Below are 26,885 nucleotides of genomic sequence, written 5' to 3'. Positions count from 1 at the left end.
CAATCGCCTCCCGGTGGCCTACGATGTGTTGCGTGTCTACCTTGAAGGAGCGCAGCCATGGAACTCACCGTGGTGCCCATCGTCAAGCCTGACGCCGCCAACTTCATCTTCGGCCAGTCGCATTTCATCAAGACCGTGGAGGACCTCCACGAGGCGCTGGTGGGGGCTGTCCCCGGCATCCGCTTCGGGCTGGCCTTTTGTGAGGCCTCCGGCAAGCGGCTGGTGCGCTGGTCGGGGAACGACGAAGCCGCGATCGCGCTTGCACGCGACAACGCAACGGCCATCGGCGCCGGCCATACATTCCTGATCTTCCTGGGCGACGGATTCTTTCCAGTCAACGTGCTGGCTGCGGTGTGCGCGGCGCCGGAGGTCTGCCGCATCTACTGTGCGACGGCCAACCCCACACAAGTGATCGTTGCGCAAACGGAGCAGGGCCGCGGCGTGCTCGGGGTGGTGGATGGCTCCTCCCCGGTGGGTGTCGAAACCGACGAGGACATTGCGTGGCGGAAAGACCTGCTGCGAAAGATCGGCTACAAGCTGTAGCGACTGGATACCGGTGATCGGCCGAATCCATTCGTTGTGCTCAGCGGTCGACGTGAATTGTGTACCTCTTGGAGAGCGCACGATCATGAAGGCCTTGCTGCTCGTGTTTGCCACGGTTGTCCTGCTCGTGCTTGCCATGGCTGTCGTCGCGCGGGAAGCGACCGCACAGGACGCACCACAGGACACACAATGCGTCCGCGAGCGCGCCGCCATGGTCGAAACTATCCGGACCTACGCCCGGTCCGCCTCCGGTGTTCTGGGACAGCAAGGCCTGTCGGAGAGGGTCCTTGGGGCCATGGCGCAAACGCTGCGCCATCTGTTCATCCCCGAGCGATCCTGCTCTGTCGCGTACGCGGATCGACCGATACCGATCGGCCTCGGCCAGACCATATCGCAGCCCTATGTCGTCGCCTTGATGACCCAGTTGGCCGAGGTCGCGCCCGATCATGTTGTGCTCGAAGTCGGTACAGGTTCGGGCTACCAGGCCGCCATTCTTGCGCGCCTGGCGCAAAAGGTCTGTACCATCGAGATCATCCCGCAACTGGCCGAGACCGCCGCGAAAACACTAAGAGACCTCGCATATGACAACGTGAGCGTCAGGCTCGGCGACGGCTACGATGGCTGGCCCGAATGCGGTCCTTTTGATGCCATCGTCGTGACTGCGGCGCTCGGGCAACCACCGCCGCCGCTGATCGAGCAGCTGAAGGTGGGGGGCCGGCTCGTCATGCCGGTGGGACCAGCTTATACGACCCAGCAGCTCACGGTCGTCGAAAAAGTCGCCCCCGGCAAGACGACGACTCGCACCGTTGCCCTCGTGCGCTTTGTCCCGTTCACGCGCTCACAAAATTAGAAGCTAGTCCGTAGGGTGGGCAAAGGCGCGTTTGCGCCGTGCCCACGGCCTTTTGCTAGGGACAGAGGTGGTGGGCACGCTCCGCTTTGCCCACCCTACGGCAGCGTGGCTCCCTTACTGCCCAAGCTTCGCCAGCTTCCCTTGCTTCGCGGCCTCGACCGCGCGCTCCGCATCCTCCGGCAGCAGGGTCCGCTCCGCCACCTGCCGTGCCGCCTCACGCCTCACCGCAGCGACATACGCTCCGTCATCCGCATAACGCTCCGCGATCGACAGCCTGGGATCGTGCACCTCCTTGCGTGCGGCCTCGGTCGGTGCGAACGGCACCACGGCGCCCTGCAGCGGATAGAGCGCGGTCGGCCCAAAGCCTTGCGCGCGCGGATTCCAGGCGGTGTGGGTCGCGCGGGGCACCGCCAATGCGAGCTGACGGATGCCGGCAATCGCCATGCCGTCAGTGTCCGCCTTCGGCACGAACACGGGATAGCGGCCGATCTCCTTGGGCGGCAGCACGCTCTGGTCGGAGAAGGCGGCGAGGGTGTGGATGCCGGCATAGGGCAGGCCGGGGATGTCGGTCGGCACCGCGCCCTGCGCCGGCACCAGCGTGCCGTGGGCGCGCATGGGGACGCGGCTTGCGGGCGGCTTGATGCCGTCGCTGATCCAGGCGTTGAGATCGGTGAGGAGTGCGCGCATCGGCATGCCCGCATGCATCGGGTTCTGCGGCAGCGACATCGCCGGCAAGCCCTTCTTCATGACCTCCGCAGCTTCGGCGAAATGCGGCGTGCCCGTGATCATATAGGCGCGGACGTTGTCGGGCAGATCGAGATGATTGCCGGCGAGATCGGTGACCAGCAGCGAGGCGTGCGAGGCCCACCATTCGTGCTCGCTGTCGGTCTGCATGACCTTGGGGCAGGTGGCCGAGAGCGAGCAGCGGCGGAGCAGGCCGTCGGTCTTGCCGGAATAGGGATCACTCAAGGTCGCGTAGGTGAACGGGAACAGATCGGCCTGCCACGCCGGATCCTGCGGATGGCGCGGATTGCGGCCGGGCTGGCCGAAGCGGACATTGGTCGCCATCCGCCGCGTGCCCGCGACATGCGGCATCAAGCCGTCGAACACGGTGCGGCCCTGGAGATCCTCGTTGAAGCCGAGATAGAGGAAGTCGCGCAGGAAACGGCCGGATTGCGAGACGCCGAAGCCGATGGCGCGGCTGACCGATGGGTGTAGGCCATTGAGCAGCGGGTTCGTTTGCGTCTCGTCGTGGCGAAGGAAGCTGACGACATCGCGCACGGCGGCGAAGCCCATGCCGAGCGGCACCGGATCGCGCGCGGTGTAGGTGATCTCGTAAAGCGCACCGGCGTCGAAACCGTCAGGTCTGGTGATCTCCACCGTCGAGGGATCGACGAGCTTTGCCGCAAGGCCTGACGGCGTTTGCCGCGCGTCGGCCCAGGCCGTGCGCACGGTGACGTTGAGGTTGCCAGCGTCGGCTGCGGGCCAGGTCAGTGTCGCGCGCGCGGGATTGGTCGTGTTGTCGAAGATCACCTCTTCGCGTGCGGGGCCGGTGACGGCTTTGATCACCGGCGCGGTCATCGCGAGCTGTCCCGGTTTGGAGGGGATGTCGCCCTGCCAGCCGACCCAGACCATCGTAAAACCTTGGCGGTGCAGGAAGCCGATGCCGGCGTCCTCGGCCTTGTCTGCAATGTTGGCGCCGGGCTGGGCGGAATCGTCGAACAGTTGCGGCGCCAGCTTGCGGCCGCGATTGGGGACTTCCAGCAGCAGCGTGCCGTTGCCGTGGCTGGCATCGCTGGGCCTGAGGATCACGACGTCGGCGGTGGCCTCGACCTTGCCGTCGGCGCCACGCGGAGCGAGCACGAGGTCGGTGATGACAGCGTTGCGGTCGTCGGACGGGTTGAGCGCGAAGGTCGCGCGCGCGGTGATGCGCTCATAGGTGCCGACAGTGCCAAAACTGCGTCCGGCGAAGGCGGGCACGCGTTCCAGGATGTCGAAGCGGATGATTTCGGCCGGCGAGGCCGCGGGCCACAGGCAGGTGATCGCGATGAGAGCCGAGATGATCCTGCGCATGGCTGTCCTTCCCTTGATTGGCGTGACGGCAAGTTCCGTCCCGCGGGCTTTTTGTTGCGGCGACTATAACCAGCTATTCTGGCGCCAAACAGCAGGAGGAAATCCGATGCCAGCAGCCTTCTTCGTCGTCCGTGCCACCGTCACCGATGCCGACAAGCGCGCCGCCTTCGACAGATGGTACGAGACCGAGCACGTGCCCGATGCGGTGAAGGCGTTCGGCGTGAGCAAAGCCTGGCGGTTCTGGAGCCTCGACGATCCCTCGCTGCACCAGGCGATGTATCAGTTCGATGACGAGGCCGAGCTCGCTGCCATGCTGAAGGGCGATGCGCTGAAAAGGCTCGTCGCCGATTTCAACCGCGACTGGCCCGACGTGAAGCGTTCGCGCGAGACGCTGGTGCTGGCGCAGGAGTTTGCGAAATAGCTGAAGCGGCCCCGTAGCCCGGATGAGCGCAGCGATATCCGGGACAAGCGTTCCCGCATGTCGCTGCCGCTCATGCGGGCTACGAACTCTCCACGTCGCAACGAATCTGAATGCGCGATTCAGCTTGGGTTCATGTCTTTACCGCGACACTTCCTCTGCATCACTTGCTCGATAGCTTAGAGGAAATGTCATGGAGCGCCGGAACTTTTTGAAACTTGCATTGGGTGTGACGGCGGGCGCCGCCGCCTTCGCGGCGACCGCCCAGGCCGCGCCGCTGTCACCGCAGCCGGTCGGCGGTCCGAACCGCATGCCGGAAGGCAATCCCGACGCTCATCCCGCTGTCACCACCAGCGAGGAAGCCGCGCAGCTGAAGCCTGAACAGGTTCATTGGCACGGCCGTGGCCATCATTGGGGCTGGCGCCGCCGTCACTGGGGCTGGCGCCGCCGGCACTGGCGTCGCCATCACTGGTAAGCTTCGCGCGAGGCCAGGCTTTCGACGGGGATCGCGATCGCGGTCCCCGTTTTGATTCGTGGCTGTTGCAAAAACTCCGCCGACGGCTGTTTGGAGGCCTTCAAAAGAAAATGGCCGCGCGGGCTGATCCCGCGCGGCCACCTCGCAGTACGAAAAGACGAGATCAGATCGGGCGGCAGCGGCCACCCCACCAGCGGAAGCCGTAGGGGCACACGCGGGCACGCGGCACGACGACGACCGGCGCAGGGGCGACCACGACGGGGGCGGGGCGCACAACGACCGCACCGCGCATCGGGCGGCAGCCACCATAGGGGCCGCGGGCCCAGCCGGGGCCGCAGCCCTGCATGGCACTGGCCGCCTCGCTGAAACCGACGACGGCGCTCGCGAGCATGGCGGCGGCGAAGAGATATTTCATTTGATCTTCCTTCTCGTCCTTGGGGCAGATTGTTGGGGCAGGGCGCTTGCGGCGCACAATGAATCAAAAGACACGATTCGACACGTTAAACTTGCAACATGCCGACACGGCGCGATCGAAACCTGCCAATCATGACCTGAATGCGGCATGAACGTTCCCCGCATCCTGCCTCAGGCGACACGCAGCTGTCGCTAGCGGCCGAGAAAGCCCAGCACCAGTTCGCGATACTTCTCCGGCGCCTCCAGGAAGACGAGATGCCCGGTGTCGGGAATCACCTCGGCCCGCGCGTTCGGCATCTTCGCGGCGAGCTGCTTTGCGAGTTCGGCGTTCTGCCCCATTTTTGCGCGCAGCGCCTCTGGCGCGAGCGGCCGGCCCGGCGCGTTGTGGTCGTCGGCGCCCATGATGAACAGCGTCGGCAGCGCAATCAGCGGGATCTCATGCGCGACCGGCTCGCGATAGATCATCTGGCCGGAAGAGACGAAGGCGCGCAGCCAGCGCGGATAGTCGGGGCTGCCCTTGATGTTGAAGCGGGCATCGACGAACGGCGTGATCGCCTCGCCCGGCAGCTTGATCGCGTAGTTGGTCTGCAGCTGCTTGCGATAGCCGTCCGCGGTGAGCTTGTCCTCGGTCTCGATCATCTTCTCGGTCGGCGTCGGCGGCACGTAGAAGCGGTAGTCTTCGAGGCCGATCGGGGCGGTCAGCACCAGATGGGCAACGCGATCGGGATAGGCGCGGGCGATGCGCACGCCCAGCATGCCGCCGAGCGAATGCGCCACGATCTCGGCCTTGTCGATCTTGAGATGGTCGAGCAGCGCGATGGTGTTGCGCGCCAGATTGTCGAAATGCAGCTCGCCCACCGGCTTGGAGGATTTGCCGAAGCCGACCTGATCCGGCACCACGACGCGATAGCCCGCTTCGCTCAGCATCTTGATCACGGGCGCCCAATAGCTTGCCGGAAAATTGCGCCCGTGCAGCAGCACCACGGTGCGGCCGTTCGGCTGCTGGGGAGCGACGTCCATATAGGCCATGCTGAGCTGCTCGCCGTCATTGACCACGGGGAGCAGGTGAACGGGATAGGGATAGGCAAAGCCCTCGAGCGCAATGCCGTAAGGTTCGCGCGGCGTGGTCTCGGCGGCGTGGACAGAGGTGAACGGGGAAGCAAGGAGGGCGGCGGCGAGCGCGGCCGGGAGGAGGCGGTTCATTTGGGATCTCGTGTTTGGAGCCGTCATTCCGGGGCGCGCGTAGCGCGAACCCGGAATCTCGAGATTCCGGGTCTGGTCCTTCGGACCATCCCGGAATGACACTGCGCTTAAAGCGATCGATGGCCGGGTCAAGCCCGGCCATGACGAGATCATCCAATCACACGCAAACGTGCGATCCCACGCTTCTCGTGTGATCAGTCCTTCCCATTGCCGAACAGCGCCGCAAACTGCTTCTCGCCGGCGCGGGTGAAGTTCACGACGCGGCTGCCGGGCGTGGGATCGCGCGCGGCCCATTTCAGCTCGGCAAAGCGCTGCATCATGGCGGCCCCTAACGTGCCGGCGAGATGATGGCGCCGCTCGCTCCAGTCGAGGCAGGCCTTGCAGACCGGGCGGCGCGGGTGGCTGAGCATGTCGGGCGAGATCTGCAAATGCCTGGCGAGAAAGCGCTCGCCCTCGGCGGTCAGCTCGATCTCCTGTTTCTTCTGCTTCACCAGGTGCCGCTCGCGCAAGGAGTCGAGCATCTGCACGCCGAGGTCGCCAGCGAGATGGTCGTAGCAGATCCGCGCGCGCCGCAGCGCCGGATCCTTCGGCCCGGTGCGCACGCGCATGTGGCCGGTGCGTGCGGCGAGGCCCGCGAGCCCTTCGAGCACGCCGGCGACGTCGTCGTCGGTGAGGCGGTAGTAGCGATGGCGGCCCTGCTTCTCCGGCTCCACCAGTCCGCCGGCCTCGAGCTTGGCCAGATGCGAGCTCGCCGTCTGCGGTGTGATGCCGGCTTCCTGCGCCAGCTCGCTCGCGGTCAGTGCGCGGCCGTTCATCAGCGCCGTGAGCATGTTGGCGCGGGCGGGGTCGCCGACCAGCGAGGCGACCAGGGCGATGTCGGGTCCTGATTTCATGCTTCGATGGTAGCCGAAGCATTGTGGTCGGGCAAGCGTGTAACGTGTCGCTGCAAACACGTCATTGCGAGCGAAGCGAAGCAATCCAGTTGCTTCAGCGGCGACGGCGTCGCTCGCGCTTCGCGCAAGGAAAAATCGGGAGCCCGTCATGTCCGTCACCGTCTTCATCCGCTACCAGCTCGATCCGTTCAAGCGTGCGCAGTTCGAGGAATATTCGAAGCGCTGGCTCACCATCATTCCGAAATGCGGCGGCGACCTGATCGGCTATTTCATGCCGCATGAGGGCACCAACAACATCGCGTTTGCGCTGATCACCTTCGAGAGCCTCGCCGCCTATGAGGCCTATCGCGCCCGGCTGCGGCAGGATGCGGAGGGCATGGCAAATTTCCACTTCGCCGAGGAACACAAATTCATCCTCGCGGAAGAGCGCACCTTCCTGCGCAAGGTGGTATTGTAGGCCACGCCAGCATGATCCGGACCCGAAGGGCCGCGTTAGCGCAAAGTGCAACGCGGTTTTCCGAAAGCGATCGTGCTCACATAAGAGGAGACGCCCATGATCGCCGTGATCTTCGAGGTCTGGCCCAAGCCGGAACACCGCCAGACCTATTTCGACCTCGCAGCCGATCTGAAGCCGCTCCTGCAAACCATCGAGGGCTTCATCTCGGTCGAGCGCTTCGAGAGCCTGACCGAGAAGGGCAAGATCCTCTCTGTGTCGTTCTGGCGGGATGAGGCGGCCGTCCAGGCCTGGCGCAACACCATGGAGCACCGCCGCACCCAGGCCAGGGGCAGGGCGCAGATCTTTGCCGATTATCACCTGCGCATCGCCAGCGTCGTACGCGACTACGGCATGAACGATCGCGACGAGGCGCCGAAGGACAGCCGCGCGGTGCATGATGCGCACTAGCGCGCGCGATGATGCGTGCCTATGTCTGCGCGGCCAACAAGGGAGAGAAACATGCATGTGACGACCGCCGATAAGCGCGCGACGTTCAAGGAGATGCACGAGAGCGGCTGCTTCATCCTGCCCAATCCGGTCGACGTCGGCAGCGCGAAAGCCTTGCAGCATCTCGGTTTCAAGGCGATCGCGTCATCGAGCGCGGGCTTTGCCTGGACCATCGGCAAGGCCGACAACCACGTCTCCGTCGAAGATGTCTGTCAGCATCTGGCAGCATTGAGCTCGGCCGTCGACATTCCCGTCAACGCCGATTTCGAGGGCGGCTTTGCCGTCGAGCCGGACAAAGTCGCCGACAATGTCGAGCGCTGTGTGCGCACCGGCGTCGCCGGCCTGTCGATCGAGGATTCCACCGGCGACAAGGACAAGCCGCTCTACGACCACGCGCTGGCGGTCGAGCGCATCAAGGCCTCGCGCAAGGCGATCGGCGACAGCGGCACGCTGCTGGTCGGCCGCTGCGAAGCCTATCTCTGGGGCGTGACCGATCTCAAGCTCGTGATCGACCGGCTCACCGCCTACGCGGATGCAGGTGCCGATTGCCTCTACGCGCCGGGCCTGAAGAGCCGCGGGGACATCGCCGCGGTGGTGAAGGCTGTCGCACCGAAGCCGTTCAATCTTCTGATTGGCGCGTCCGGCCTGTCGCTAAAGGAAGCCGAAGATCTCGGCGTGCGCCGCATCAGCGTGGGCGGATCGCTCGCCCGCGCCGCCTGGGGCGGCTTCATGCGCGCCGCGAAGGAGATGGCGGAGAAGGGAACGTTCACGGAGCTTGGCAGCGGCTACCCCGGCGGCGAGCTCAACAAGATGTTCAGCTAGGCGAACGACCATCCCGGAAAGCGAAAAAGCGGCGGAACCCTTTGAGTCCGCCGCTTTCTCATCCTCTCGGTGTCATGCCCCGCGCAGGCGGGGCATCCAGTACGCCGCGGCCTATCAATCAATCACTCCCGCCTCGGAGTACTGGATCGCCCGGTCAAGCCGGCGATGACACTATCTTGTGACTGTTACTTCGCGCCGTCAGACGGAGTCTGCTTATCCGGGGCCGGCTTGGTCGGCGCAGCACCCGTGGTCGTGCCCGGCTCGGTGTTGTTGCGCGGCGTCACGTCGCGCATGCCGGGAGGCGCGGCCGGATTGGCCGGCTGCGTCTGCTGGGCGGTCTGCGAGGTCGGCGCGTTGCTGGCCTGGTTCGTTGTGCTCGTGTTGTTCAGGCCGTAGAACACGGCGCCGAGCACAAGGGCGACGGCCACGGCAAACAGCGCGATCTTGCCGCTGGAGGCGGGGCCTTCGCCAAGCTCGGGGTCGGCCTGCAGGTCGGCATCCCGGCGTGCCGCGCGAAGATACTCATCGTCGGCGAGGTTCGGGCGATACGGATCGTTGGGAAAACGGTCGTCAGCCATCGATTGGTCTCCTCGGTTATGACGACGGGACAAGCCTCAGCTGCGAGATTCCGTTCCGCCTGCTCTGATGCTTTCGTCTCATGTTGCCCCCGCCTCGGGAATCGGGAACCTGTTCCGCCGGGAGCCCCGGGCTTTAAGTTCCATCGGGGATGAGGGAACACGGCAATGTGGAGCCTGCCACCAACCGATACCGTGCTGCATTTCCTGTCGCTGGTCGCGGTGGCCGCACAGGGCATGACGGCTGCGCTGGCTGCCGGACGCCGCAGCATGGACTGGCTGGGGGTCTGCTTCCTCGGCTGCATCACCGCGCTCGGCGGCGGCACGCTGCGCGATCTTTTTCTCGGCCACTATCCGCTGGCCTGGGTCGCCAACCCCGTCTATCTCGCGCTCGCCGGCGGCGCCGCCTTCGTCACCATCCTGATCGCGCGTCTCGTGCACCGGCTGAAGGTCGCCTTCATCGTGCTCGACGCCATCGGCCTCGTCGTCTTCACCATGACCGGCTGCGACGTTGCCTGGCAGATGGATGCGACGCTGCCCATCGTGATCGTCTCTGGCATGGTGACTGGCTGCGCCGGCGGCGTGCTCCGCGACGTGCTCTGCAACGACGTGCCACTGCTGTTCCGCTCCGAGCTCTACGCCAGCGTCTCGGTGGTAACGGGCCTGTTCTACGCGACCGCGTTCGGCTTGCAGCTCAACGCGGAGCTCTGGACCATTCTCACCTTCGTCCTCGGCATCAGCTTCCGCCTGCTCGCGGTGCACTACAAATGGGAGATGCCGAAATTCGTGTTCACGGGTGAGGAGGAGAGGTAGAGGTGACGAGAAGGAGCTACGGTTCCTCCTTCCGCGCCTTCGCCACCTGCGACGGCGTCACCAGCGGGCCCGCATTGCCCCAGGAATTGCGGATGTAATTCGTCACCGCGGCGATCTCCGCATCGGACAATTGCTTGGCATAGCCCGGCATCTCGCCGGTGTTCGGCGCGCGCGGCGTCGTCACGGTGTAGGCGCCGTCGAGGATGATGCGCAAGGTCGAGGCCGGATTGACCGATTGCAGCAGCGCGTTGCCCGGCAGCGGCGGATAGATCCGCGGCGCTCCTGTGCCGTCGGCCTCATGGCAGGCGATGCAGAGCTTTGCATAGACCGACTGGCCGGCCTTCATCTCGGCATCATCGGGCGGCGTCACGATCGTCTCGCGCCGCGCCGGCGCCAGGCTCTTCAGATACAGCGCAATGCTACGAACATCGGCATCGCTCATCTTCGCGGTGGAGTTGACGACCACCTCGGCCATCGGACCGCCGGCATGACTCTTCGCGTTGCGTCCGCTTTGCAGATACTCGGCAATGTCCGCCTCGCTCCAGGATTTCAGCCCGGTGCGCCCGGCACCATCGAGCCTTGGCGCATACCAGCCGCCGACCTCGTTGCCCGAGAGTGCCTGTGCCTGCTTGTCGGCGCCAAAATAGTTCTTCGGCGTGTGGCAGGCGCCGCAATGGCCGAGCCCGGTGACGAGATAGCCGCCTCTGTTCCACGCCGCACTCTGGTTCTGGTCCGGCTCGAACAGGCCAGGTTTGAAGTACATGGCATTCCAGATCCGCATCAGGCCGCGATAGCCGAACGGCCAGCGCAGCTCCGGCGGCTTGTTGCGGCTCACCACGGGTGCGAGCGAGCCGAGATAGGCGCGGATCGCCAGCGTGTCGTCCTTCGTCATCCGCGTGAAGTAAGGGTAGGGGAAGGCCGGATAGTAGTTCGATCCATCAGGCGCGATGCCGTAGCGCAGGGCCCGGGTGAAATCAGCCTCCGCCCAGGCGCCGATTCCGGTGTCGCGGTCGGGCGTCAGGTTCGGCGCGTAGATCACGCCGAAGGGCGTATCGATGCGCTTTCCGCCCGCGAACGGCCTCGCCGGATCGGCGGTGTGGCAGCCCGCGCAGCCTCCGGCCTCGACCAACGCCTTGCCATAGGAGATCAGCTCCGGCGACGGTTCGGCGGCATGGGCCGCGCTTGTAACCGTGCCTGCAACCGCACTGCACAACGCCAAACCCGCAAGAGCCAAGCCAGTCAGAATCGTCCGCATCGAAAGCCTCTCCTGCGACCAATCGACCGCACCCGTGCGAAGGGAGCATCCATTCATTTCGCGACGGCGGGGGTATGGTGACACAAATTGAAAATGCCCGATGCCTTTGCAGCCACGAAATTGCGATTTTTACCCGGCGCTCCCTTTGGTCCAGATTTGTGATGCGCCGCGTTAAATATCCGACATAGAGTGGCGCAGGTGGTCGGCGCGCCCTAGCTAAAAACGATGGGCAGGCAACGGCTTAAGCGATGCAACTGACAAAGACCTGAACAGGGCGCGGAAAGAGGACAGCATGGGAATCAACCAGGGTCCGATCAGTCTCGATCAAAAATACACCCAGGACACCGGACACGTCTTCACCACGGGCATCCAGGCCCTGGTCCGCCTGCCGATGGCCCAGATCCGGCGCGATCGCGCCAACGGCCTCAACACCGCGGGCTTCATCTCCGGCTATCGCGGCTCGCCGCTCGGCGGCTACGACCAGCAGCTGTTCGCCGCGCGAAAACATCTCGAGCAGTACAACATCAAGTTCCAGCCCGGCGTGAACGAGGACCTGGCGGCAACCGCGGTCTGGGGCTCGCAGCAGCTCAATCTTTCGCCGGGTGCCAAATACGATGGTGTCGTCGGCATCTGGTACGGCAAGGGCCCCGGCGTCGATCGCTGCGGCGACGTGTTCCGCCACGGCAATGCCGCAGGCTCGGCCAAGAACGGCGGTGTGCTGTGTCTTGCCGGCGATGACCACGGCGCCAAATCCTCGACCGTCCCGCATCAGTCCGACCACGCCTTCATGTCGGCCTTGATGCCGTATCTCTATCCCTCGAGCATCCACGAGATGATCGAGATGGGCCTGCTCGGTATCGCGATGTCGCGCTATTCCGGCTGCTGGGTCGGCATGAAGGTGATCACGGAGACGGTGGAGACCACCGCCGAGATCGACCTCACCGATGAGATGAAGCCCTTCATCATCCCCACCGATTTCGAGCTGCCGCCCGGCGGCCTCAATCTGCGCTGGCCCGACGACCGCTTCGAGCAGGACCGCCGCCTGCAGGACTACAAGGGCTTTGCCGCGATCGCCTTTGCGCGCGCCAACAAGGTCAACCGCGTCACCATGGATTCGCCGAACGCGCGCTTCGGCATCATGGCCTCCGGCAAGAGCTATGAGGACGTGCGTCAGGCGCTGCGCGAGCTCGGGATCACCGAGGAGGTCGCGGCCAAGATCGGTCTTCGCCTCTACAAGATCGGCATGCCCTGGCCGCTGGAGCCGGAAGGCGTGCATCAATTCGCCGTCGGCCTCGAGGAGATTTTCATCGTCGAGGAGCGCCGCGAGATCGTCGAGAACCAGGTCAAGCAGGTGCTGTTCAACTGGCGCGACGACGTGCGGCCGCGCATCGTCGGCAAGATGGACGAGCACGACAAGCGCTTCCTGACCTTCGCCGCCGAGCTCAGCGTCGCCTCGCTTGCGACCTCGCTGACCGAGCGACTTCTCCGACTTAATCTCAACCCCGAGATCGCGGAGATGCTCCGCGTCAAGGCCGACTGGTTCAACGGCCGCCAGGCCACCCAGATGCAGGCGGTCGCGCCTGTCTCCCGCACCCCTTATTTCTGCTCCGGCTGTCCCCACAACACATCCACCAAAGTGCCCGAGGGCAGCCGCGCGCTCGCCGGCATCGGCTGCCATTTCATGGCGCTGTGGATGGACCGCTCGACCGAGACCTTCACGCATATGGGCGGTGAGGGCGTGCCGTGGGTCGGCATCGCGCCGTTCACCAACGAAAACCACATCTTCGCGAACCTCGGCGACGGCACTTATTTCCATTCCGGCAGTCTCGCCATCCGCCAGTCGATCGCCTCCAAGGCCAACATCACCTACAAGATCCTCTACAACGACGCCGTCGCCATGACCGGCGGCCAGCGCCATGACGGCGATCTCTCGCCGCAGAAGATCATGGCCCAGCTTCACGCCGAGGGCATCAGCGAGATCTATCTCGTCTCGGAAAATCCGGACGCCTATCCGGCCGACACCATCGCGCCCGGCGTGAAGAAATATCACCGCGACGAATTGCAAAACGTCATGAAGATGTGCCGCGAATACAAGGGCACGTCGGCGATCGTCTTCGTGCAGACCTGCGCCGCCGAGAAGCGCCGCCGCCGCAAGCGCGGGCTGATGGAAGATCCGGCGCGTCGCGTCATGATCAATCCGGCCGTCTGCGAAGGCTGCGGCGACTGCTCGGTGCAGTCGAACTGCATCTCGGTCGAGCCGCTGGAGACCGAGTTCGGCCGCAAGCGCGCCATCAACCAGTCGTCCTGCAACAAGGACTATTCCTGCTTGAAGGGTTTCTGCCCGTCCTTTGTCACCGTCGACGGCGGCAAGCCGCGCCATCGCGCGCCGGCCGATCTCGGCGACATCGGCGCGCTGCCGGAGCCCGCGTCGCGCCCGACGCTCGACAAGCCCTACAACATCGCGGTCGGTGGCGTCGGCGGCACCGGCGTGCTCACCATCGGCGCGCTGCTCGGCATGGCCGCGCATATCGAGGGCAAGGCCTCGATGATCCTCGACATGTCGGGCCTGGCGCAAAAGGGCGGGGCGGTGCTCAGCCATGTCCGCCTGTCCGATCATCCGGCCGAGGTGACCTGCTCGCGCATCGTCACCGGCACGGCCGACCTCGTGCTCGCCGCCGACGAAGTGGTCGCGGTCGCCAAGGACACCATCTCGCTCTGCGACTCCAACCGCACCCGCGGCGTCATCAACAGCCACGTCATTCCCACCGCCGACTTCATCCTCAACCGCGACTTCAACTTCCAGACCCGCAAGCTCAATGCGGTGCTGGAGACGGCGCTGCACAAGGACTCCGTGTTCTTCGACTTCACCAGGCCGGCCGAACAGCTGCTCGGCGACAGCATCGCCACCAACATGATGATGATGGGCTATGCCTATCAGAAGGGGCTGTTCCCGCTGTCGGCTGAGGCGATCGAGCAGGCCATCGAGGTCAACGGCGTCTCGATCAAGATGAACAAGGAAGCCTTCCGCCTCGGCCGCCTCGCGGTCGCGGACCCCAAGCGCCTTGCCGACATGCTGAAGGGAACGGACGAAGTGGTTGCGCCGAAGACGCTGGATGCCATGACGCTCGACGAGGTCATCGAGCACCGCGCCAAGCATCTGACCGCCTACCAGAACACCCGTCTCGCCAAGCGTTATCGCAAGCTGGTCGATCAGGTCCGCGACGCCGCCGGGCAGGGCGGCTATGGCGATGCGCTGCCGCGCGCGGTCGCCGTGAACTACGCCAAGCTCCTGGCCTACAAGGACGAATACGAAGTCGCGCGCCTCTTCACCGACGGCGCCTTCGAGCAGCAGCTGCGCGACCAGTTCGAGGGCGACTTCAAGTTCAGCTTCAATCTGGCTCCGCCGATTTTGGCGAGCGGTGTCGACGCCCTGGGGCGCCCGAAGAAGCGCGCCTTCGGTCCGTGGATGCTGAAGACCTTCCGCGTGCTGGCGAAATTCAAGTTCCTGCGCGGCACGCCGCTCGACATCTTCGGCCGCAGCGCCGACCGCAAGCTCGAGCGCGACCTGATCGCCGGCTACGAAAAGGACGTCGCCACCGTGCTCGGCCTGTTGTCGCCGGTCACGATCGACACCGCCGTCGAGCTCCTGTCTCTGCCCGACCGCATCCGCGGCTACGGCCCGGTGAAGGAGAAGGCCGTGACCGACGCCAAGGCCCGCTACGCCCAGCTCGCCGCTGACCTGGCGAGCCCGCCATCGGCGCCGAGGCAGATCGCGGCGGAGTAGGGCAGTCCCGTAGGGTGGGTTAGCCTTGCGAATGCGCGAAGCGCGGTTCGCGAGGCGTAACCCACCGCTTCTGCCTCCGCTGAGAACAAAGCGGTGGGTTACGCCTTCGCTAACCCACCCTACGACACTGCGACACCATCCCTTGTGCTGCCCGTCAGGCAAAACACCCACGCCATGGGTCAATCCGCCGGCGCAAAAACATTCCACTTTACCGAAATTCGGAATTGTCGTATTGCTCCGCCACCTCATCCCAGTCAGAGGGGCGTATCGCGATCGTCACGAAACGCGGGGTGAGCGGCGGTGGACGCGGGCGGCGTCACGCGAGCGATTGTCTCGCGGCACGACGGGTGCGGTCTCGCGTACGGCAAAATCGTGTGGTCCTGACGCCCGGGGTCTGTGCGTCAAGTCTTGCGATCGCTCGCAAGGCGACGGGGGCAATAGTGCATCGCTCCCCGGGGAGAGCGCGATATAAGCCGTAAGGCCACTGCGCAGGGAAGGCCGGTTGTCTGGCTTCACCTGTATGCCGCTGTGCATCTGTTCTTCGCGCAATTCGCGCACAGCGGACCGTGGGTGCCCAGCCGGCACCCGGTCTTCCCTGCGCCCTCTGTTCAAGGAGGGAAGCAAGACGGACGCAAAGCTCGGGCGAAGTCGCCGCGAGGATGCGGAGGTGTGTCTGCAGGTAAAGTCTCGTGCCCCGGACGCTGCGCAGCACGAAGTGGTGCGCTGCCGAGCCGGGGCCCATGTCGCACCGAGTCCGGGACCGCATGGGTCCCGGCTCTGCTCAGCAGCGTTGCACGCTGCAGCGCGTCCGGGACACGAGAGCATCCCCCACTTGCGCTCACCCGCTGCCCTCTCGCCCGACGGAATATTTCCGCGCTTGCCAATCAGGCCGGTGCGGTTCAGAAAAAAGAGCCAAGAAGAAACGCGAGCGGAGACCTCTGTTTTGACCATCAAGGGCAAGGCCTACATTGCCGGGATCTACGAACACCCGACCCGGCATGCGCCGGACAAATCCACCGCCCAGCTCCACGCCGAGGTCGCCAAGGGCGCGATCGAGGATGCCGGGATCAGCAAGGACGATGTCGACGGCTATTTCTGCGCGGGCGATGCGCCTGGCGGTGCCTGGCCGATGGTCGACTATCTCGGCCTGAACACCAAGAAGCTTCGCCACGTCGATTCCACCGAGACCGGCGGCTGTTCCTACATCATCCATCTCGGCCATGCCGCCGAGGCGATCGCGGCGGGCAAGTGCTCGATCGCGCTTGTCACGCTCGCCGGCAAGCCGCGCACCGGCGTGATGCCGCCGCGTGCGGCCGGCGCCGAGGTCGATTTCGAGTCCGCTTACGGCGCGACCACGCACAATGCCTATGGCATGTGTGCCATGCGCCACATGCACGACTATGGCACCACCTCGGAGCAGCTCGCCTGGATCAAGGTCGCAGCCTCCCATCACGCGCAATACAATCCGCATGCGATGCTCAAGGACGTCGTCACCGTCGAGGACGTCCTGAACTCGCCGATGATCTCCGATCCCCTGCATCGCATGGATTGCTGCGTCGTCTCCGACGGCGGTGGCGCGCTGATCGTGACCACGCCCGAGATCGCCAAGAGCCTGAAGAAGCCGCTGGTCAAGCTGATCGGCCATGGCGAGGCGATGAAGGGTCCGCGCGGCGGCAAGGATCTCGACCTCACGTACTCCGCCGGCGTGTGGTCCGGACCGCGCGCGTTCGAGGAAGCCGGCATCACGCCGAAGGACATCAAGTACGCTTCGATCTATGACAGCTTCACCATCACCGTCCTGATGCAGCTCGAAGACCTCGGCTTCTGCAAGAAGGGTGAGGGCGGCAAGTTCGTTGCCGACGGCAATCTGATCTCGGGCGTCGGCAAGCTGCCGTTCAACACTGACGGCGGCGGCCTCTGCAGCAATCATCCCGTCAACCGCGGCGGCATGACCAAGATCATCGAGGCCGTCAGGCAGCTGCGCGGCGAGGCGCATCCGAAGGTGCAGGTGAAAAATTGCGATCTCGCCATCGCCCACGGCACCGGCGGCCTTCTGGGCGTCCGCCACGCCGCCTCGACGGCCATTCTGGAGCGCGTGTGATGGTAGATGCAAAGAAATATCCGGCACCGGTGACCAACCCCGAGACCGCCGCGTTCTGGGATGCGGCGAAAGAGGGCAAGTTCATGATCAAGCGCTGCACCGCTTGCGGCGAAGCGCATTACTTCCCGCGCTCGATCTGTCCGTTCTGCTACTCCGACAAGACGGTGTGGGAGGAAGCCTCGGGCGAGGGCACGATCTACACCTGGAGCCTGATGCGGAAGTCGCCGACGGGTCCCTACGCCATCGGCTACGTCACGCTGAAGGAGGGACCGTCGGTGCAGACCAATTTCGTCGACTGCGATCTCGAGAAGCTCAAGATCGGCCAGAAGGTGAAGGTGGTGTTCAAGCCGACCGACGGCGCACCGCTGCCGTTCTTCACGCCGGCTTGACGCGAAGCAAGATGTAACCCTCTCCCCTTGTGGGAGAGGGTGGCAGCCGAAGGCTGCCGGGCGAGGGGTCTCTCTCCACACGAGAAGTGTCACTGCGGAGCCAACCCCTCACCCGAGTGAGTTTGTTGCAAGAGCGGTGCAGCCCTCTCCCGCAAGGGGAGAGGGCACATTAACGAGCGCCGCTGCTCGCTGAGACGAATGCCGGGAGGAAACCAGAAAAATGTCCGCCAGATACGAAGAGCTCAAAGGCCTGAAAAACCTCGGCCAGAAATACGCCTACACCGACCGTGAGGTGATGCTCTACGCCTACGGCATCGGCCTCGGCGCCGACCCCATGGACGAGAACGAGCTCGCCTTCGTCAACGAGGGCACGTTCACGCCGCGGCCATTGAAGGTGGTGCCGACCTTCGCCTCCGTCGCCGCGTGGGGCTCGGGGCCGGGCGAGATGAACCTCAACCGCGTCATGGTGGTCGACGGCGAGCGCGACATCACCTTCCACCAGCCGCTGCCGGTCGCCGCGCACATCACGGCCGATTCCTCCGTGCTCGAGGTCTACGACAAGGGCAAGGACAAGGGCGTCGTCATCAGCCACCAGACCGTGCTGAAAAACGAGAAGGGCGAGAAGCTCGCAACGCTGGTCGCCTCGCGCTTTGCCCGCGGCGACGGCGGCTTTGGCGGGCCGAACCTGACCCAGCCCGATCCGCACAAGATCCCCTCGCGTTCGCCCGACAGGACCATCGACATCGTCACGCGCCCCGACCAGGCGCTGGTCTACCGCCTCTGCGGCGACCGCAACCCGCTGCACTCTGATCCGGAGTTCGCCAAGAAGGCCGGCTTCCCGCGCCCGATCCTGCACGGCATGTGCACCTACGGCATCACCTGCCGCGGCGTGCTCCAGACCTATGCCGACTACGACGCAAGCGCCTTCCGCCAGCACGTCGCGCGATTCTCTTCCCCGGTCTATCCCGGCGAGACCGTGACCATGGACCTCTGGAAGGACGGCAACGTGATCTCGTTCGAAGCCAAGGTGAAGTCGCGCGGCGTCACCGTGATCAAGAACGGCAAGACGGTGCTGGGTTAGGAAGGTCTCGTGCCCCGGACGCGGCGCAGCACGCAGTGATGCGCCGCTGAGCCGGGGCCCAGAGAGCTCAGGCGAAGAAAGAACCGGGTCCCGGCTCTGCGACGCAGCGTTTCACGCTGCATCGCGTCCGGGACACGAGAGAACAAAAACAATCAGGGAGAAGCCACCATGGGACTACTCGACGGCAAGGTTGCGCTGATCACCGGCGCGGGCGGGGGGCTCGGTGAGGCCTATGCGAAGCTATTCGCGCGGGAAGGGGCCTCGGTCGTCGTCAACGACCTCGGCGGGCCCCGTGACGGCTCGGGCGCCGACAAGTCGATGGCGCAGCTTGTGGTCGACGCGATCGAGGCCGAGGGCGGCAAGGCGGTCGCCAACGGCGCCGACATCTCCACCATGGAGGGCGGCCAGTCGGTGTTCGACGACGCCATCAAGCACTTTGGCCGCGCCGACATCCTGGTCAACAATGCCGGCATCCTGCGCGACCAGACCTTCGCCAAGGCGTCCGAAGCCGACTGGGACAGGGTCATCAAGGTCCACCTGAAGGGTACCTTTTGTTGCACCATGCCGGTGTTTCGCTGGATGCGGGAAAACGGCGGGGGCGTCATCGTCAACACCTCCTCGACATCGGGCCTGATCGGCAATTTCGGCCAGACCAATTACGGCGCGGCCAAGGGCGGCATCTGGGGCCTGTCCAATGTGCTCGCGATCGAGGGCCGGAAGTACAACATCCGGATCTGGACCCTGGCCCCGGGCGCCCTGACCCGCATGACCGCAGACCTGCCCCGCTATAAGGAGAACCCGGGGGCCGCGCTGGGACCGGACGGCATCGCGCCGGCCGTGCTATACATGGTCAGCGACTTGTCGGGCGACCAGACCGGCAAGGTGCTGGGCGTGTCCGGGCCCCGCGGCGTGCGCGAAATGCGGATGATGGAAATGGAAGGCTGGAAACCGCCGCACTCGGGCTGGAAAGCCCAGGACGTCGTTGAGCATGCCAAGGAGATCTTCTTCTCCGAGGAGCAGATCAAGATGGGGGCGCGGCGGTTTTAGCCACACGAAAGAGAGAGACAAGGACAACGATGAAACTCACTGCCGACGCCAAGGGCACCTTCGCAATCGCGCCGACACCGTTCCACGATGACGGCCGGATCGACGAGCGCTCGATCGACCGCCTGACCGATTTCTACGAGGAGGTCGGCTGCGACGGCGTGACGGTGCTGGGCATCCTCGGCGAGGCCCCCAAGCTCGATGCCGCCGAGGCCGAGCAGGTGGCCGTGCGCTACGTCAAGCGCGCCAAGAAGATGCAGGTGATCGTCGGCGTCTCCGCGCCGGGCTTCGCCACCATGCGTTCGCTGGCGAAGGCCTCGATGGATGCGGGCGCGGCCGGCGTCATGATCGCGCCGCCGCCCTCGCTTCGCACCGATGACCAGATCATCGGCTATTTCAAGCAGGCCGCGGAGGCCATCGGCCCGGACGTGCCCTGGGTGCTCCAGGACTATCCGCTGACCTTGCAGGTCGTGTTCACCCCCGCCGTGATCCGCAAGATCGTCATGGATAATCCGAACTGCGTGATGCTCAAGCACGAGGATTGGCCCGGCCTTGAGAAGATCTCGACGCTGCGCGGCTTCCAGAAGGACGGCTCGCTCCGCCCGCTCTCGATCCTCTGCGGCAATGGCGGCACGTTCCTCGATTTCGAGATGGAGCGCGGCGCCGACGGTGCCATGACCGGCTACGCCTTCCCGGAGCTCCTGATCGACGTCGTGAACCTCTCGAAGGCCGGCAAGCGCGATGCCGCGCATGATCTGTTCGACGCGCATCTGCCGCTGATCCGCTACGAGCAGCAGCCCGGCGTCGGCCTGACCGTGCGCAAATACGTGCTCCAGAAGCGCGGCATCATCGCCTCCAGCGCGCAGCGCAAGCCCGGCGCGACGATGACGGCAACGGCGAAGGCCGAGGTCGACTATCTGCTGTCGCGCGTTGCCCGTTTCGACAAGCGCGCCAATCTCGGCCCGCAATCCAGCGCCGCGGGTTAGTCGCATGGCCGAGACATCAGCATCACGCCCGGCGTCGACCATCCTTCTGCTCCGTGACGGCGCAAAGGAGGTCGAGGTCTTCATGATGGTGCGCCATCATCAGATCGAGTTCAACTCGGGCGCGCTGGTGTTTCCCGGCGGCAGTGTCGATGCCGGCGACAACGAGATCGTCGCCCGCGCCGACCTGTATTCAGGCGGCGAGGGCCTCAGCGAAGCGGACCGCGGTTTTCGTATCGCCGCGATCCGCGAGACCTTTGAGGAGAGCGGCATCCTGCTGGCGCGCTCGAGGGAGACGGGCGCGCCTGTTGATGCCAAACGCGCCGGCGAGATCGCCGACAAGCACCGCGTCGCGCTCAACGAGCACAAGATCAGCTTTTTGAGCATCCTCGCCGACAACGGCCTCCAGCTCGCGCTCGACACGCTCGTGCCCTACGCCCACTGGATCACGCCGGAGGGCATGCCGAAGCGCTTCGACACCTGGTTCTTCCTTGCGGCAGCGCCGCCCGACCAGCTCGGCGCGCATGATGGACGGGAATCGACCGACTCGATCTGGGTGTCAGCGCGCGAGGCCGTGGAGGGCGGCGACAGTGGCCGCTTCAAGCTGCCGTTCCCGACCACGCGCAATCTGATCCGGCTGGCGAAGCAGCCGACGGTGAAATCTGCGCTCGACCATGCCAAGGGCATGTCGATCGTCACCGTGATGCCGGTCATGACCAAGACCGAAACCGGCCGCCAGCTCCGCATTCCCCGCGAGGCCGGCTACGACGGTGAGGTGTTCGAGGTCGGCGCAGTCGGCTGATATACTTCGACACGCAGCGAAGTATCGGCGAGCGCGGACGCGCTAGGTTCCGTCCATTGCGGAATGGACGGGACGCACAATGGACAGCCGGCAGGACACCAACTTCGCTGTCGAGCTGGCGCTGCTGGTCGCGCTCGCAACGCTCTGGGGCGGTTCCTACACCTTCATCAAGCTCGGCGTCGCCACCATCCCGCCGATCACGCTGATCGCGGCGCGCACCGCGATCGCGGGCCTGCTGCTGCTCATCGTCATGCGGGCGCGCGGCATCGAGATGCCGACGGATGGTCCGACCTGGCGGCGCTTCGCGTTCCAGGCCGTGCTCAACAGCGTCATCCCCTGGACGCTGATCGCCTGGGGCGAGCGCCATGTCGATGCCGCGCTCGCCACCATCCTCAACTCGGCCGGCCCGATTTTCACCTTTTTGCTCACCGCAATCGTCACCCGCCACGAGGCGACGACACCGCGAAAGCTGTTCGGCGTCGTGGCGGGGATGGCCGGCATCCTGCTGATCGTCGGCGTCGATGCCTTTCATGACATCGGCAGCGGCCTCGTTGCGGAGGCCGCGATAGTCGCCGCCACCATCTGCTACGCCTGCGCCGCGATCTTCGGCCGCGGCTTCAAGGGCCTTGATCCGATGGCCCCTGCGGCCGGCTCATTGCTGGCGGGGGCGGCGGTCCTGATCCCGGCCTCGCTGGTCGTCGAGCAGCCCTGGACGCTGTCGCCCTCGCTCAGCTCCGTGCTGGCGCTGCTCGCGCTGGCGACTTTCTCGACCGCCGCGGCGTTTGCGATCTACTTCCGCCTGATCCAGACCCTGGGCTCGGTCGGCACCACCGCACAGGCCTATTTGCGCGTCCCCATCGGGGTCGCCGTCAGCGTCGCTTTCCTCGGCGAAACCTTGAGCCGGACTGCCTGGATCGGGCTTGCCTGCGTCGTTCTCGGCGTCGCCGCCATGACGATCCCGGCCGGGCGGCCGGCAAGCGTCAAGACGTCATAATCCGGTGCGGGGGGCGGGCCGAGGCCTGCGATATTAAGGATATTCCGCGGCGGCAGGCATGTTCCCCCGGGCCCGCAATACGTCGTATATTGGGCTTCCACCAGCCCGGTCCTCAAGCAACAGATGTCCGCCGAATTGACGCCGCCCCCTGAGAAAAAGCGAATATTTTCGCTGTCCATCGGCCAGCTGACGTTCGGAAGCTTCATCCTGGTGCTGGCGGTGATCATCGTCACCTCGACCGCGAGCGTGATTGCGATCCGCCATATCGACACGACCTTCGCCGAGTTGCAGCGGCTGCAGAGCGTCGGGGACCTCGCCGAGGACATCGACCGCCGCATGAACGAGCTGCGCCTTGCCGCGCGCGACTTCGTCACCGATCCCGGCGCCGGCATCCAGTTCAAGCAGGTGGGCGAGGCGGCCTCGACACTCAGCGACATCCTGAAAAAGACCCGCATCGAGCTCGCGCCAGAGCAGCAGGACATGATCGACGGGGTCACCGAGCGGCTTGCGACCTATCGCAACGGCTTGGAGCGGATATCGACCCTGATCGACCGCCGCGCCCAGCTGCTCGCCGGCCTGCCGCCGCTGCGCGACCAGTTCGACGCCGCGGTCTCCGGCACCGCGGACCGCGAGCTCGCTTCCCGCCTGTCCGAGGCGCAGAGCCGGATCGCGCTCGGATTGCTCGCGCGCAACCCGTCGGCGGCCGAGCAGTCCGCACAGGGCATGCGCGCGATGGATTTCACCGATCCCAAGCTGAAGGCGGCGGTGAACGATTATGCCGAGGCGATCATGGCAGTCGCCGTCCGCGAGCGTCAGATCGCCGACATCGATCGCGAGGTGCTGGGCACCGAGGGCCGGCTGATCGGTCGCGTCACCGAATTGCTGCGCGAGGTCAGCGCAAGGCGCGGCCACGTGCTGTCGCGCGATTTTGCCCGCACGCTGACGGAGGCGCGCTGGCAGAGCATCGTGCTCGGCTCCATCGGCGTGCTGATCGGCATCGTCGCGGCCGTCTTCGTGGTGCGGCGCACGGTGCGCCCGCTGGCCCAGATCGCGAGGTCGATCCGCGCGCTCGCGGCCGGCCAGAAGGACACCTCGATCCCGTCGGCCGATCTCGACAACGAGATCGGCGACATCGCGCGTGCCGCCGAAGTGTTCCGCCGCGCGCTGGAGGAGGCCGACACGGCGCGCGAGGCGGCGGTGCGCGCGCTCACCGAGCAGCGGCTGGCCGAAGAGAGCTATCGAAAACTGTTCGAGGGTTCGGTCGACGGCATCTACGTCACGACGCCGGCCGGTGACCTCCTCAACGCGAATCCGGCTTTGGCGCGGATGATGGGCTACGACAGCCCGCAGCACCTGATCGACAGCATCAACGACATCGCCCACACCATCTACGTCCATCCCGAGGCACGCGACGAATACCAGCGGCTGATGGCGCGCGACGGCATGGTGCGCGAGTTCGAGTACCAGGTGCGCCAGCGCAGCGGCGATATCCTGTGGCTCTCCGACAGCGCCACCGGCGTGCGGGATGAGCAGGGCAACATCGTCCGCTACGAAGGCACGCTGCGCGACATCACCGACCAGAAGCGAGCGGAGGACGCCATCGCCGAGGGCCGGCGCCTGCTCCAGCAGGTCATCGACACCGTGCCCGCTGTCATCAACGTCAAGGACCGCGATCTGCGCTACGTGCTGATGAACCGCTATATGGCCGGCATCTTCGGCATCGAGCCCGGCGACGCGCTCGGCCGGACCACGGCCGACCTGATGTCGCGTTACGGTGCGGCCAAGACCGACGAGAACGACAAGCGCGTGCTCAAGCTGCGCAAGGGGCTCGGCTTCTACGAGGAGGAGTACAAGGACGCCGCCGGCAATATGCGGCAATGGCTGGTCAACAAGCTGCCGCTGCTCGATGCCGATGGCGAGATCGAGCGGATCGTCACCGTCGCGCTCGACATCGGCGAGCGCAAGCGCGGCGAGCAGGAGATGCGCAAGGCCAAGGAATCGGCGGAGACCGCGCTACGCAATCTGCGCGAGACGCAAGCCTCGCTGATCGAGGCGGAGAAGCTGGCCGCGCTCGGACGTCTCGTCGCCGGCGTCGCGCACGAGGTCAATAACCCCGTCGGCATCAGTCTCACGGTTGCCTCCGCGCTGGAGCGCAAGACTGCGATGTTCACCTCCGAAGTCGAGCGCGGCGAGCTTCGCCGCTCCACGCTCAACGACTTCCTCAACACCAGCCGCGATGCGTCCTCGCAGCTCGTCTCCAATCTCAACCGCGCCGCCGAGCTGATCCAGTCGTTCAAGCAGGTTGCGGCCGACCGCAACTATTCGGACCAGCGCACCTTCGACCTCGGCGATCTTACCGAGCAGGTGGTGATGAGCCTGCGGCCGGGCCTGCGCAAACACAACCTGACGCTCAACGTCGAGTGCCAGCCCGATCTGACCATGAACAGCTATCCCGGGCCGTACGGGCAGGTGCTGACCAATCTGTTCCTCAATTCGGTCGCGCACGCCTTCCCGGACGGCCGGCCCGGGATGATCGACATCCAGGTGCGCGAGTCCGGCAAGGACAATGTCGAGATCCTCTTCGCCGACAATGGCTGCGGCATGTCGCTCGACGTCCGACGCCGCGCATTTGATCCGTTTTTTACGACAAGACGCGACCAGGGCGGCACCGGCCTCGGCCTGCACATCGTCTACAGCATCGTCACCAACAGGCTCGGCGGCCGGCTCGATCTCGATTCCGAGCCGGGCGGCGGCACGCGCATCCAGATGATCTTGCCGCGCACGGCGCCGCTGGAGCAGGCAGCCGAATAGCTAGTCGGCCTCGGCAAGCTTGTGCAACGTGGCGCCGAAAATCAGGCTGGCCTTGCCGACCAGCGCCGTCCCTGTCATCTCCGCGCGGGTGTCCGTGTAGGTCCCGCTGACGCCAATGCCGACCGGGGCAGGGCCACCGAACAGCGGATTGTCATCGCCGCGAGGTGACGTGTGCCGTTGCACCAGCACCTCGCCTTTGAAGGTGCGCTCGTCCTTCACCACATAGCTGCCGGTGTAATAGAGATAGGCATCGCCGCCAAGAATCTTGCCGTCGCGAAAAAGGATCACACCGCTGCCCTTGCCGACTCGACCATCGAGCAGCGTGACGTGGATCGAATAAAGGCCGTTCTTCATAACGTCCCGTGGGCCGGCCGCCATCGCCCAATGGCGCAACCGGTACGGCTTTTATGCCAAAGCACATCTCCTCGTGCAACGCGGCAGTTTGCCGGCCGGCAAGTTGCCCTGTCGCGTGGACCGTAATCGTCCCGGCTTGTCTGTGACGCTGATATGACTGTCTCATCATGGGGCGAGGCCAGACGTTGCGAATCAAGTTGGCCCGCGAAATGCATAACCATTGTTGCACTGGCCGCGGGGTGCTGGAGCAAGACGAACGTGAGCAACTGGATCGATTCCGGCGGCGATGAGCCGCGTCTGTACAGTGCGCGTCCCACGATTTGCAAAAGCGAACGACGGTGGATTGGTAGCGCGACACGCTGGCGAAGCGTGACGAGGCTGGCATGCGCCGTTGCCTTGATTGGGCTCGCGGCTCCCTTCGGGCACGCCCGTGACCGGGGCCAGTTCGTCAACACCAATGCCGACTTGAAGGCTTGGTTCGACAGCCTGCGAAGCGGCAAGGGGCCGTGCTGCTCCGATGCCGACGGCTCCGCGCTCTCGGACACCGACTGGGAGAGCAAGGACGGGCACTATCGTGTCCGCGTCCCACGCCTTGGCTACGTGCTCGACGGCCAGCAGCAGGAACTCGTCTGGGTCGATGTGCCCGAAGAGGCCGTGATCTCGGAGCCGAACCGGGTGGGACGCACCATGGTGTGGCCGATCTACGGCTATATGGGCGTCACCATCCGCTGCTTCATGCCCGGCAGCATGACCTAGCCGCACCGGGCGGCGCTCCGCCCGGTCTCGCGCTGTTGCTTGACGCGGCTTGCGCCGGTGTCAGGTGTATTTCTTGTCGCGCTCGAGCAGCTCGATGGAGATGCCTTCGGGGCCGCGGATGAAGCAGATGCGCACGCCGGGCCGGATCGTTGTCGGCTCGCGCGTGAAGGTGACCCCCTTGGCCTTGATCTCGGCGGCCACGGTGTCGATGTCCTTCACCGTCAGACCGAAATGGTCGAGACCCTGATGCGGGTGCGGGGGCGGCGGGTTGACGGCGCTATCGCCCTCGAGCGGCGCGATGAAGATCCTTGCGCCGCCGAGGTTCACGTCGATCCGTCCCGGCGCGCGCACGATCTCGCCGCCGAGGATGTCCCGCAGCCAGGCCGCTGTGGCCTCCGGATCGGGGCTGCGCAGATGGACGTGATCCCAAGTGACGGCGATTGGCATTTCATAGTCTCCCAACGGGGTCTTTCGATGTTGCGGCGCATGTTAGCGGCCCTGGCCGGTGG

At 65.3% G+C, this 26,885-nt stretch carries 26 protein-coding genes; 18 read left to right on the top strand and 8 right to left on the bottom strand.

Features of this window, described 5'->3' with window-relative positions:
• Positions 1-57: 57 nt before the first annotated feature.
• Together JQ603_RS32010 and JQ603_RS32005 are read left to right on the top strand one after the other, a co-directional pair.
• Positions 58-543, top strand: coding sequence for an adenosine-specific kinase (locus JQ603_RS32010; protein WP_212345881.1), 486 nt, complete (start codon positions 58-60; stop codon positions 541-543).
• 85 nt (positions 544-628) lie between these two features.
• Positions 629-1,393, top strand: coding sequence for a protein-L-isoaspartate(D-aspartate) O-methyltransferase (locus JQ603_RS32005; protein ID WP_245003992.1), 765 nt, complete (start codon positions 629-631; stop codon positions 1,391-1,393).
• Positions 1,394-1,507: 114 nt separating this feature from the next.
• On the opposite strand, the gene JQ603_RS32000 is transcribed toward JQ603_RS32005, so the two are convergent.
• Positions 1,508-3,466: an alpha/beta hydrolase domain-containing protein gene (locus tag JQ603_RS32000; RefSeq protein ID WP_212345879.1), complete on the bottom strand. Its 1,959-nt coding sequence runs from the start codon at positions 3,464-3,466 to the stop codon at positions 1,508-1,510.
• Positions 3,467-3,572: 106 nt separating this feature from the next.
• Between JQ603_RS32000 and JQ603_RS31995 the strand changes: the two genes are divergently transcribed.
• Together JQ603_RS31995 and JQ603_RS31990 are read left to right on the top strand one after the other, a co-directional pair.
• Entirely contained in the window at positions 3,573-3,887 is a 315-nt protein-coding gene (locus JQ603_RS31995; protein ID WP_212345877.1) for a hypothetical protein, read from the top strand.
• Positions 3,888-4,077: 190 nt separating this feature from the next.
• Complete coding sequence (locus JQ603_RS31990) at positions 4,078-4,359, top strand: twin-arginine translocation signal domain-containing protein (RefSeq protein ID WP_212345875.1); 282 nt, start codon at positions 4,078-4,080, stop codon at positions 4,357-4,359.
• 163 nt (positions 4,360-4,522) lie between these two features.
• Here JQ603_RS31990 and JQ603_RS31985 read toward each other — a convergent pair whose 3' ends face one another.
• From JQ603_RS31985 to JQ603_RS31975, 3 genes are all read right to left on the bottom strand, one after another.
• Complete coding sequence (locus JQ603_RS31985) at positions 4,523-4,774, bottom strand: GCG_CRPN prefix-to-repeats domain-containing protein (protein ID WP_212345873.1); 252 nt, start codon at positions 4,772-4,774, stop codon at positions 4,523-4,525.
• 191 nt (positions 4,775-4,965) lie between these two features.
• Positions 4,966-5,976: an alpha/beta fold hydrolase gene (locus tag JQ603_RS31980; protein WP_212345871.1), complete on the bottom strand. Its 1,011-nt coding sequence runs from the start codon at positions 5,974-5,976 to the stop codon at positions 4,966-4,968.
• 194 nt (positions 5,977-6,170) lie between these two features.
• Positions 6,171-6,869 carry a winged helix-turn-helix domain-containing protein gene (locus JQ603_RS31975; protein ID WP_212345868.1) on the bottom strand — a complete coding sequence of 233 codons (699 nt, stop codon included), beginning with the start codon at positions 6,867-6,869 and terminating at the stop codon, positions 6,171-6,173.
• A gap of 148 nt (positions 6,870-7,017) precedes the next feature.
• On the opposite strand from JQ603_RS31975, the gene JQ603_RS31970 reads away from it, so the two are divergent.
• From JQ603_RS31970 to JQ603_RS31960, 3 genes are all read left to right on the top strand, one after another.
• Positions 7,018-7,326 carry an NIPSNAP family protein gene (locus tag JQ603_RS31970; RefSeq protein ID WP_018647290.1) on the top strand — a complete coding sequence of 103 codons (309 nt, stop codon included), beginning with the start codon at positions 7,018-7,020 and terminating at the stop codon, positions 7,324-7,326.
• Between the two features lie 96 nt (positions 7,327-7,422).
• Positions 7,423-7,773, top strand: a complete 351-nt coding sequence (locus tag JQ603_RS31965) for an antibiotic biosynthesis monooxygenase family protein (RefSeq protein WP_212345866.1) — start codon at positions 7,423-7,425, stop codon at positions 7,771-7,773.
• 51 nt (positions 7,774-7,824) lie between these two features.
• On the top strand, positions 7,825-8,634 hold the full coding sequence (locus JQ603_RS31960; protein ID WP_212345864.1) for an isocitrate lyase/PEP mutase family protein: 810 nt from the start codon (positions 7,825-7,827) through the stop codon (positions 8,632-8,634).
• A gap of 185 nt (positions 8,635-8,819) precedes the next feature.
• Here the strand turns inward: JQ603_RS31960 and JQ603_RS31955 are convergent, their stop codons facing one another.
• Positions 8,820-9,212, bottom strand: coding sequence for a hypothetical protein (locus JQ603_RS31955; RefSeq protein ID WP_212345862.1), 393 nt, complete (start codon positions 9,210-9,212; stop codon positions 8,820-8,822).
• 165 nt (positions 9,213-9,377) lie between these two features.
• Between JQ603_RS31955 and JQ603_RS31950 the strand changes: the two genes are divergently transcribed.
• A complete protein-coding gene (locus JQ603_RS31950; RefSeq protein WP_212345860.1) occupies positions 9,378-10,022 on the top strand; it encodes a trimeric intracellular cation channel family protein in 645 nt (214 codons plus the stop codon).
• Positions 10,023-10,038: 16 nt separating this feature from the next.
• Here the strand turns inward: JQ603_RS31950 and JQ603_RS31945 are convergent, their stop codons facing one another.
• On the bottom strand, positions 10,039-11,277 hold the full coding sequence (locus tag JQ603_RS31945; RefSeq protein ID WP_212345858.1) for a cytochrome c: 1,239 nt from the start codon (positions 11,275-11,277) through the stop codon (positions 10,039-10,041).
• Between the two features lie 292 nt (positions 11,278-11,569).
• Between JQ603_RS31945 and JQ603_RS31940 the strand changes: the two genes are divergently transcribed.
• From JQ603_RS31940 to JQ603_RS31900, 9 genes are all read left to right on the top strand, one after another.
• A complete protein-coding gene (locus JQ603_RS31940; RefSeq protein ID WP_212345856.1) occupies positions 11,570-15,061 on the top strand; it encodes an indolepyruvate ferredoxin oxidoreductase family protein in 3,492 nt (1,163 codons plus the stop codon).
• Between the two features lie 943 nt (positions 15,062-16,004).
• Positions 16,005-17,162 carry a thiolase domain-containing protein gene (locus tag JQ603_RS31935; protein WP_212345853.1) on the top strand — a complete coding sequence of 386 codons (1,158 nt, stop codon included), beginning with the start codon at positions 16,005-16,007 and terminating at the stop codon, positions 17,160-17,162.
• Entirely contained in the window at positions 17,162-17,551 is a 390-nt protein-coding gene (locus JQ603_RS31930; RefSeq protein ID WP_212345850.1) for a Zn-ribbon domain-containing OB-fold protein, read from the top strand. Before JQ603_RS31935 ends, JQ603_RS31930 begins: the two co-directional genes overlap by 1 nt.
• Before the next feature lie 220 nt (positions 17,552-17,771).
• Positions 17,772-18,632 carry a MaoC family dehydratase gene (locus JQ603_RS31925; RefSeq protein WP_212345847.1) on the top strand — a complete coding sequence of 287 codons (861 nt, stop codon included), beginning with the start codon at positions 17,772-17,774 and terminating at the stop codon, positions 18,630-18,632.
• A gap of 168 nt (positions 18,633-18,800) precedes the next feature.
• Complete coding sequence (locus JQ603_RS31920) at positions 18,801-19,679, top strand: SDR family oxidoreductase (protein ID WP_212345845.1); 879 nt, start codon at positions 18,801-18,803, stop codon at positions 19,677-19,679.
• Positions 19,680-19,708: 29 nt separating this feature from the next.
• Positions 19,709-20,662 (top strand): dihydrodipicolinate synthase family protein, encoded by a 954-nt coding sequence (locus tag JQ603_RS31915; RefSeq protein WP_212345843.1) that lies wholly within the window; start codon positions 19,709-19,711, stop codon positions 20,660-20,662.
• A gap of 4 nt (positions 20,663-20,666) precedes the next feature.
• Positions 20,667-21,461 carry an NUDIX hydrolase gene (locus JQ603_RS31910; RefSeq protein WP_212345841.1) on the top strand — a complete coding sequence of 265 codons (795 nt, stop codon included), beginning with the start codon at positions 20,667-20,669 and terminating at the stop codon, positions 21,459-21,461.
• Positions 21,462-21,540: 79 nt separating this feature from the next.
• Positions 21,541-22,455: a DMT family transporter gene (locus JQ603_RS31905; protein ID WP_212345839.1), complete on the top strand. Its 915-nt coding sequence runs from the start codon at positions 21,541-21,543 to the stop codon at positions 22,453-22,455.
• Between the two features lie 123 nt (positions 22,456-22,578).
• Entirely contained in the window at positions 22,579-25,266 is a 2,688-nt protein-coding gene (locus JQ603_RS31900) for a PAS domain S-box protein (RefSeq protein WP_212345837.1), read from the top strand.
• Here the strand turns inward: JQ603_RS31900 and JQ603_RS31895 are convergent, their stop codons facing one another.
• A complete protein-coding gene (locus JQ603_RS31895) occupies positions 25,267-25,620 on the bottom strand; it encodes a GrlR family regulatory protein (RefSeq protein ID WP_212345836.1) in 354 nt (117 codons plus the stop codon).
• A gap of 258 nt (positions 25,621-25,878) precedes the next feature.
• Here JQ603_RS31895 and JQ603_RS31890 point away from each other — a divergent pair, with 258 nt between their 5' ends.
• Positions 25,879-26,376, top strand: coding sequence for a hypothetical protein (locus tag JQ603_RS31890; RefSeq protein ID WP_212345833.1), 498 nt, complete (start codon positions 25,879-25,881; stop codon positions 26,374-26,376).
• Positions 26,377-26,436: 60 nt separating this feature from the next.
• On the opposite strand, the gene JQ603_RS31885 is transcribed toward JQ603_RS31890, so the two are convergent.
• Positions 26,437-26,823 carry a VOC family protein gene (locus tag JQ603_RS31885; protein WP_212345831.1) on the bottom strand — a complete coding sequence of 129 codons (387 nt, stop codon included), beginning with the start codon at positions 26,821-26,823 and terminating at the stop codon, positions 26,437-26,439.
• Positions 26,824-26,885: the final 62 nt, after the last annotated feature.

The organism is Bradyrhizobium liaoningense (assembly GCF_018130825.1).
In the GTDB taxonomy this organism is placed as follows: Bacteria; Pseudomonadota; Alphaproteobacteria; order Rhizobiales; family Xanthobacteraceae; genus Bradyrhizobium; species Bradyrhizobium liaoningense_B.
The sequence above is the reverse complement of the archived record's forward strand: the minus strand, read 5'-3'. Positions and strand labels throughout refer to the sequence as shown.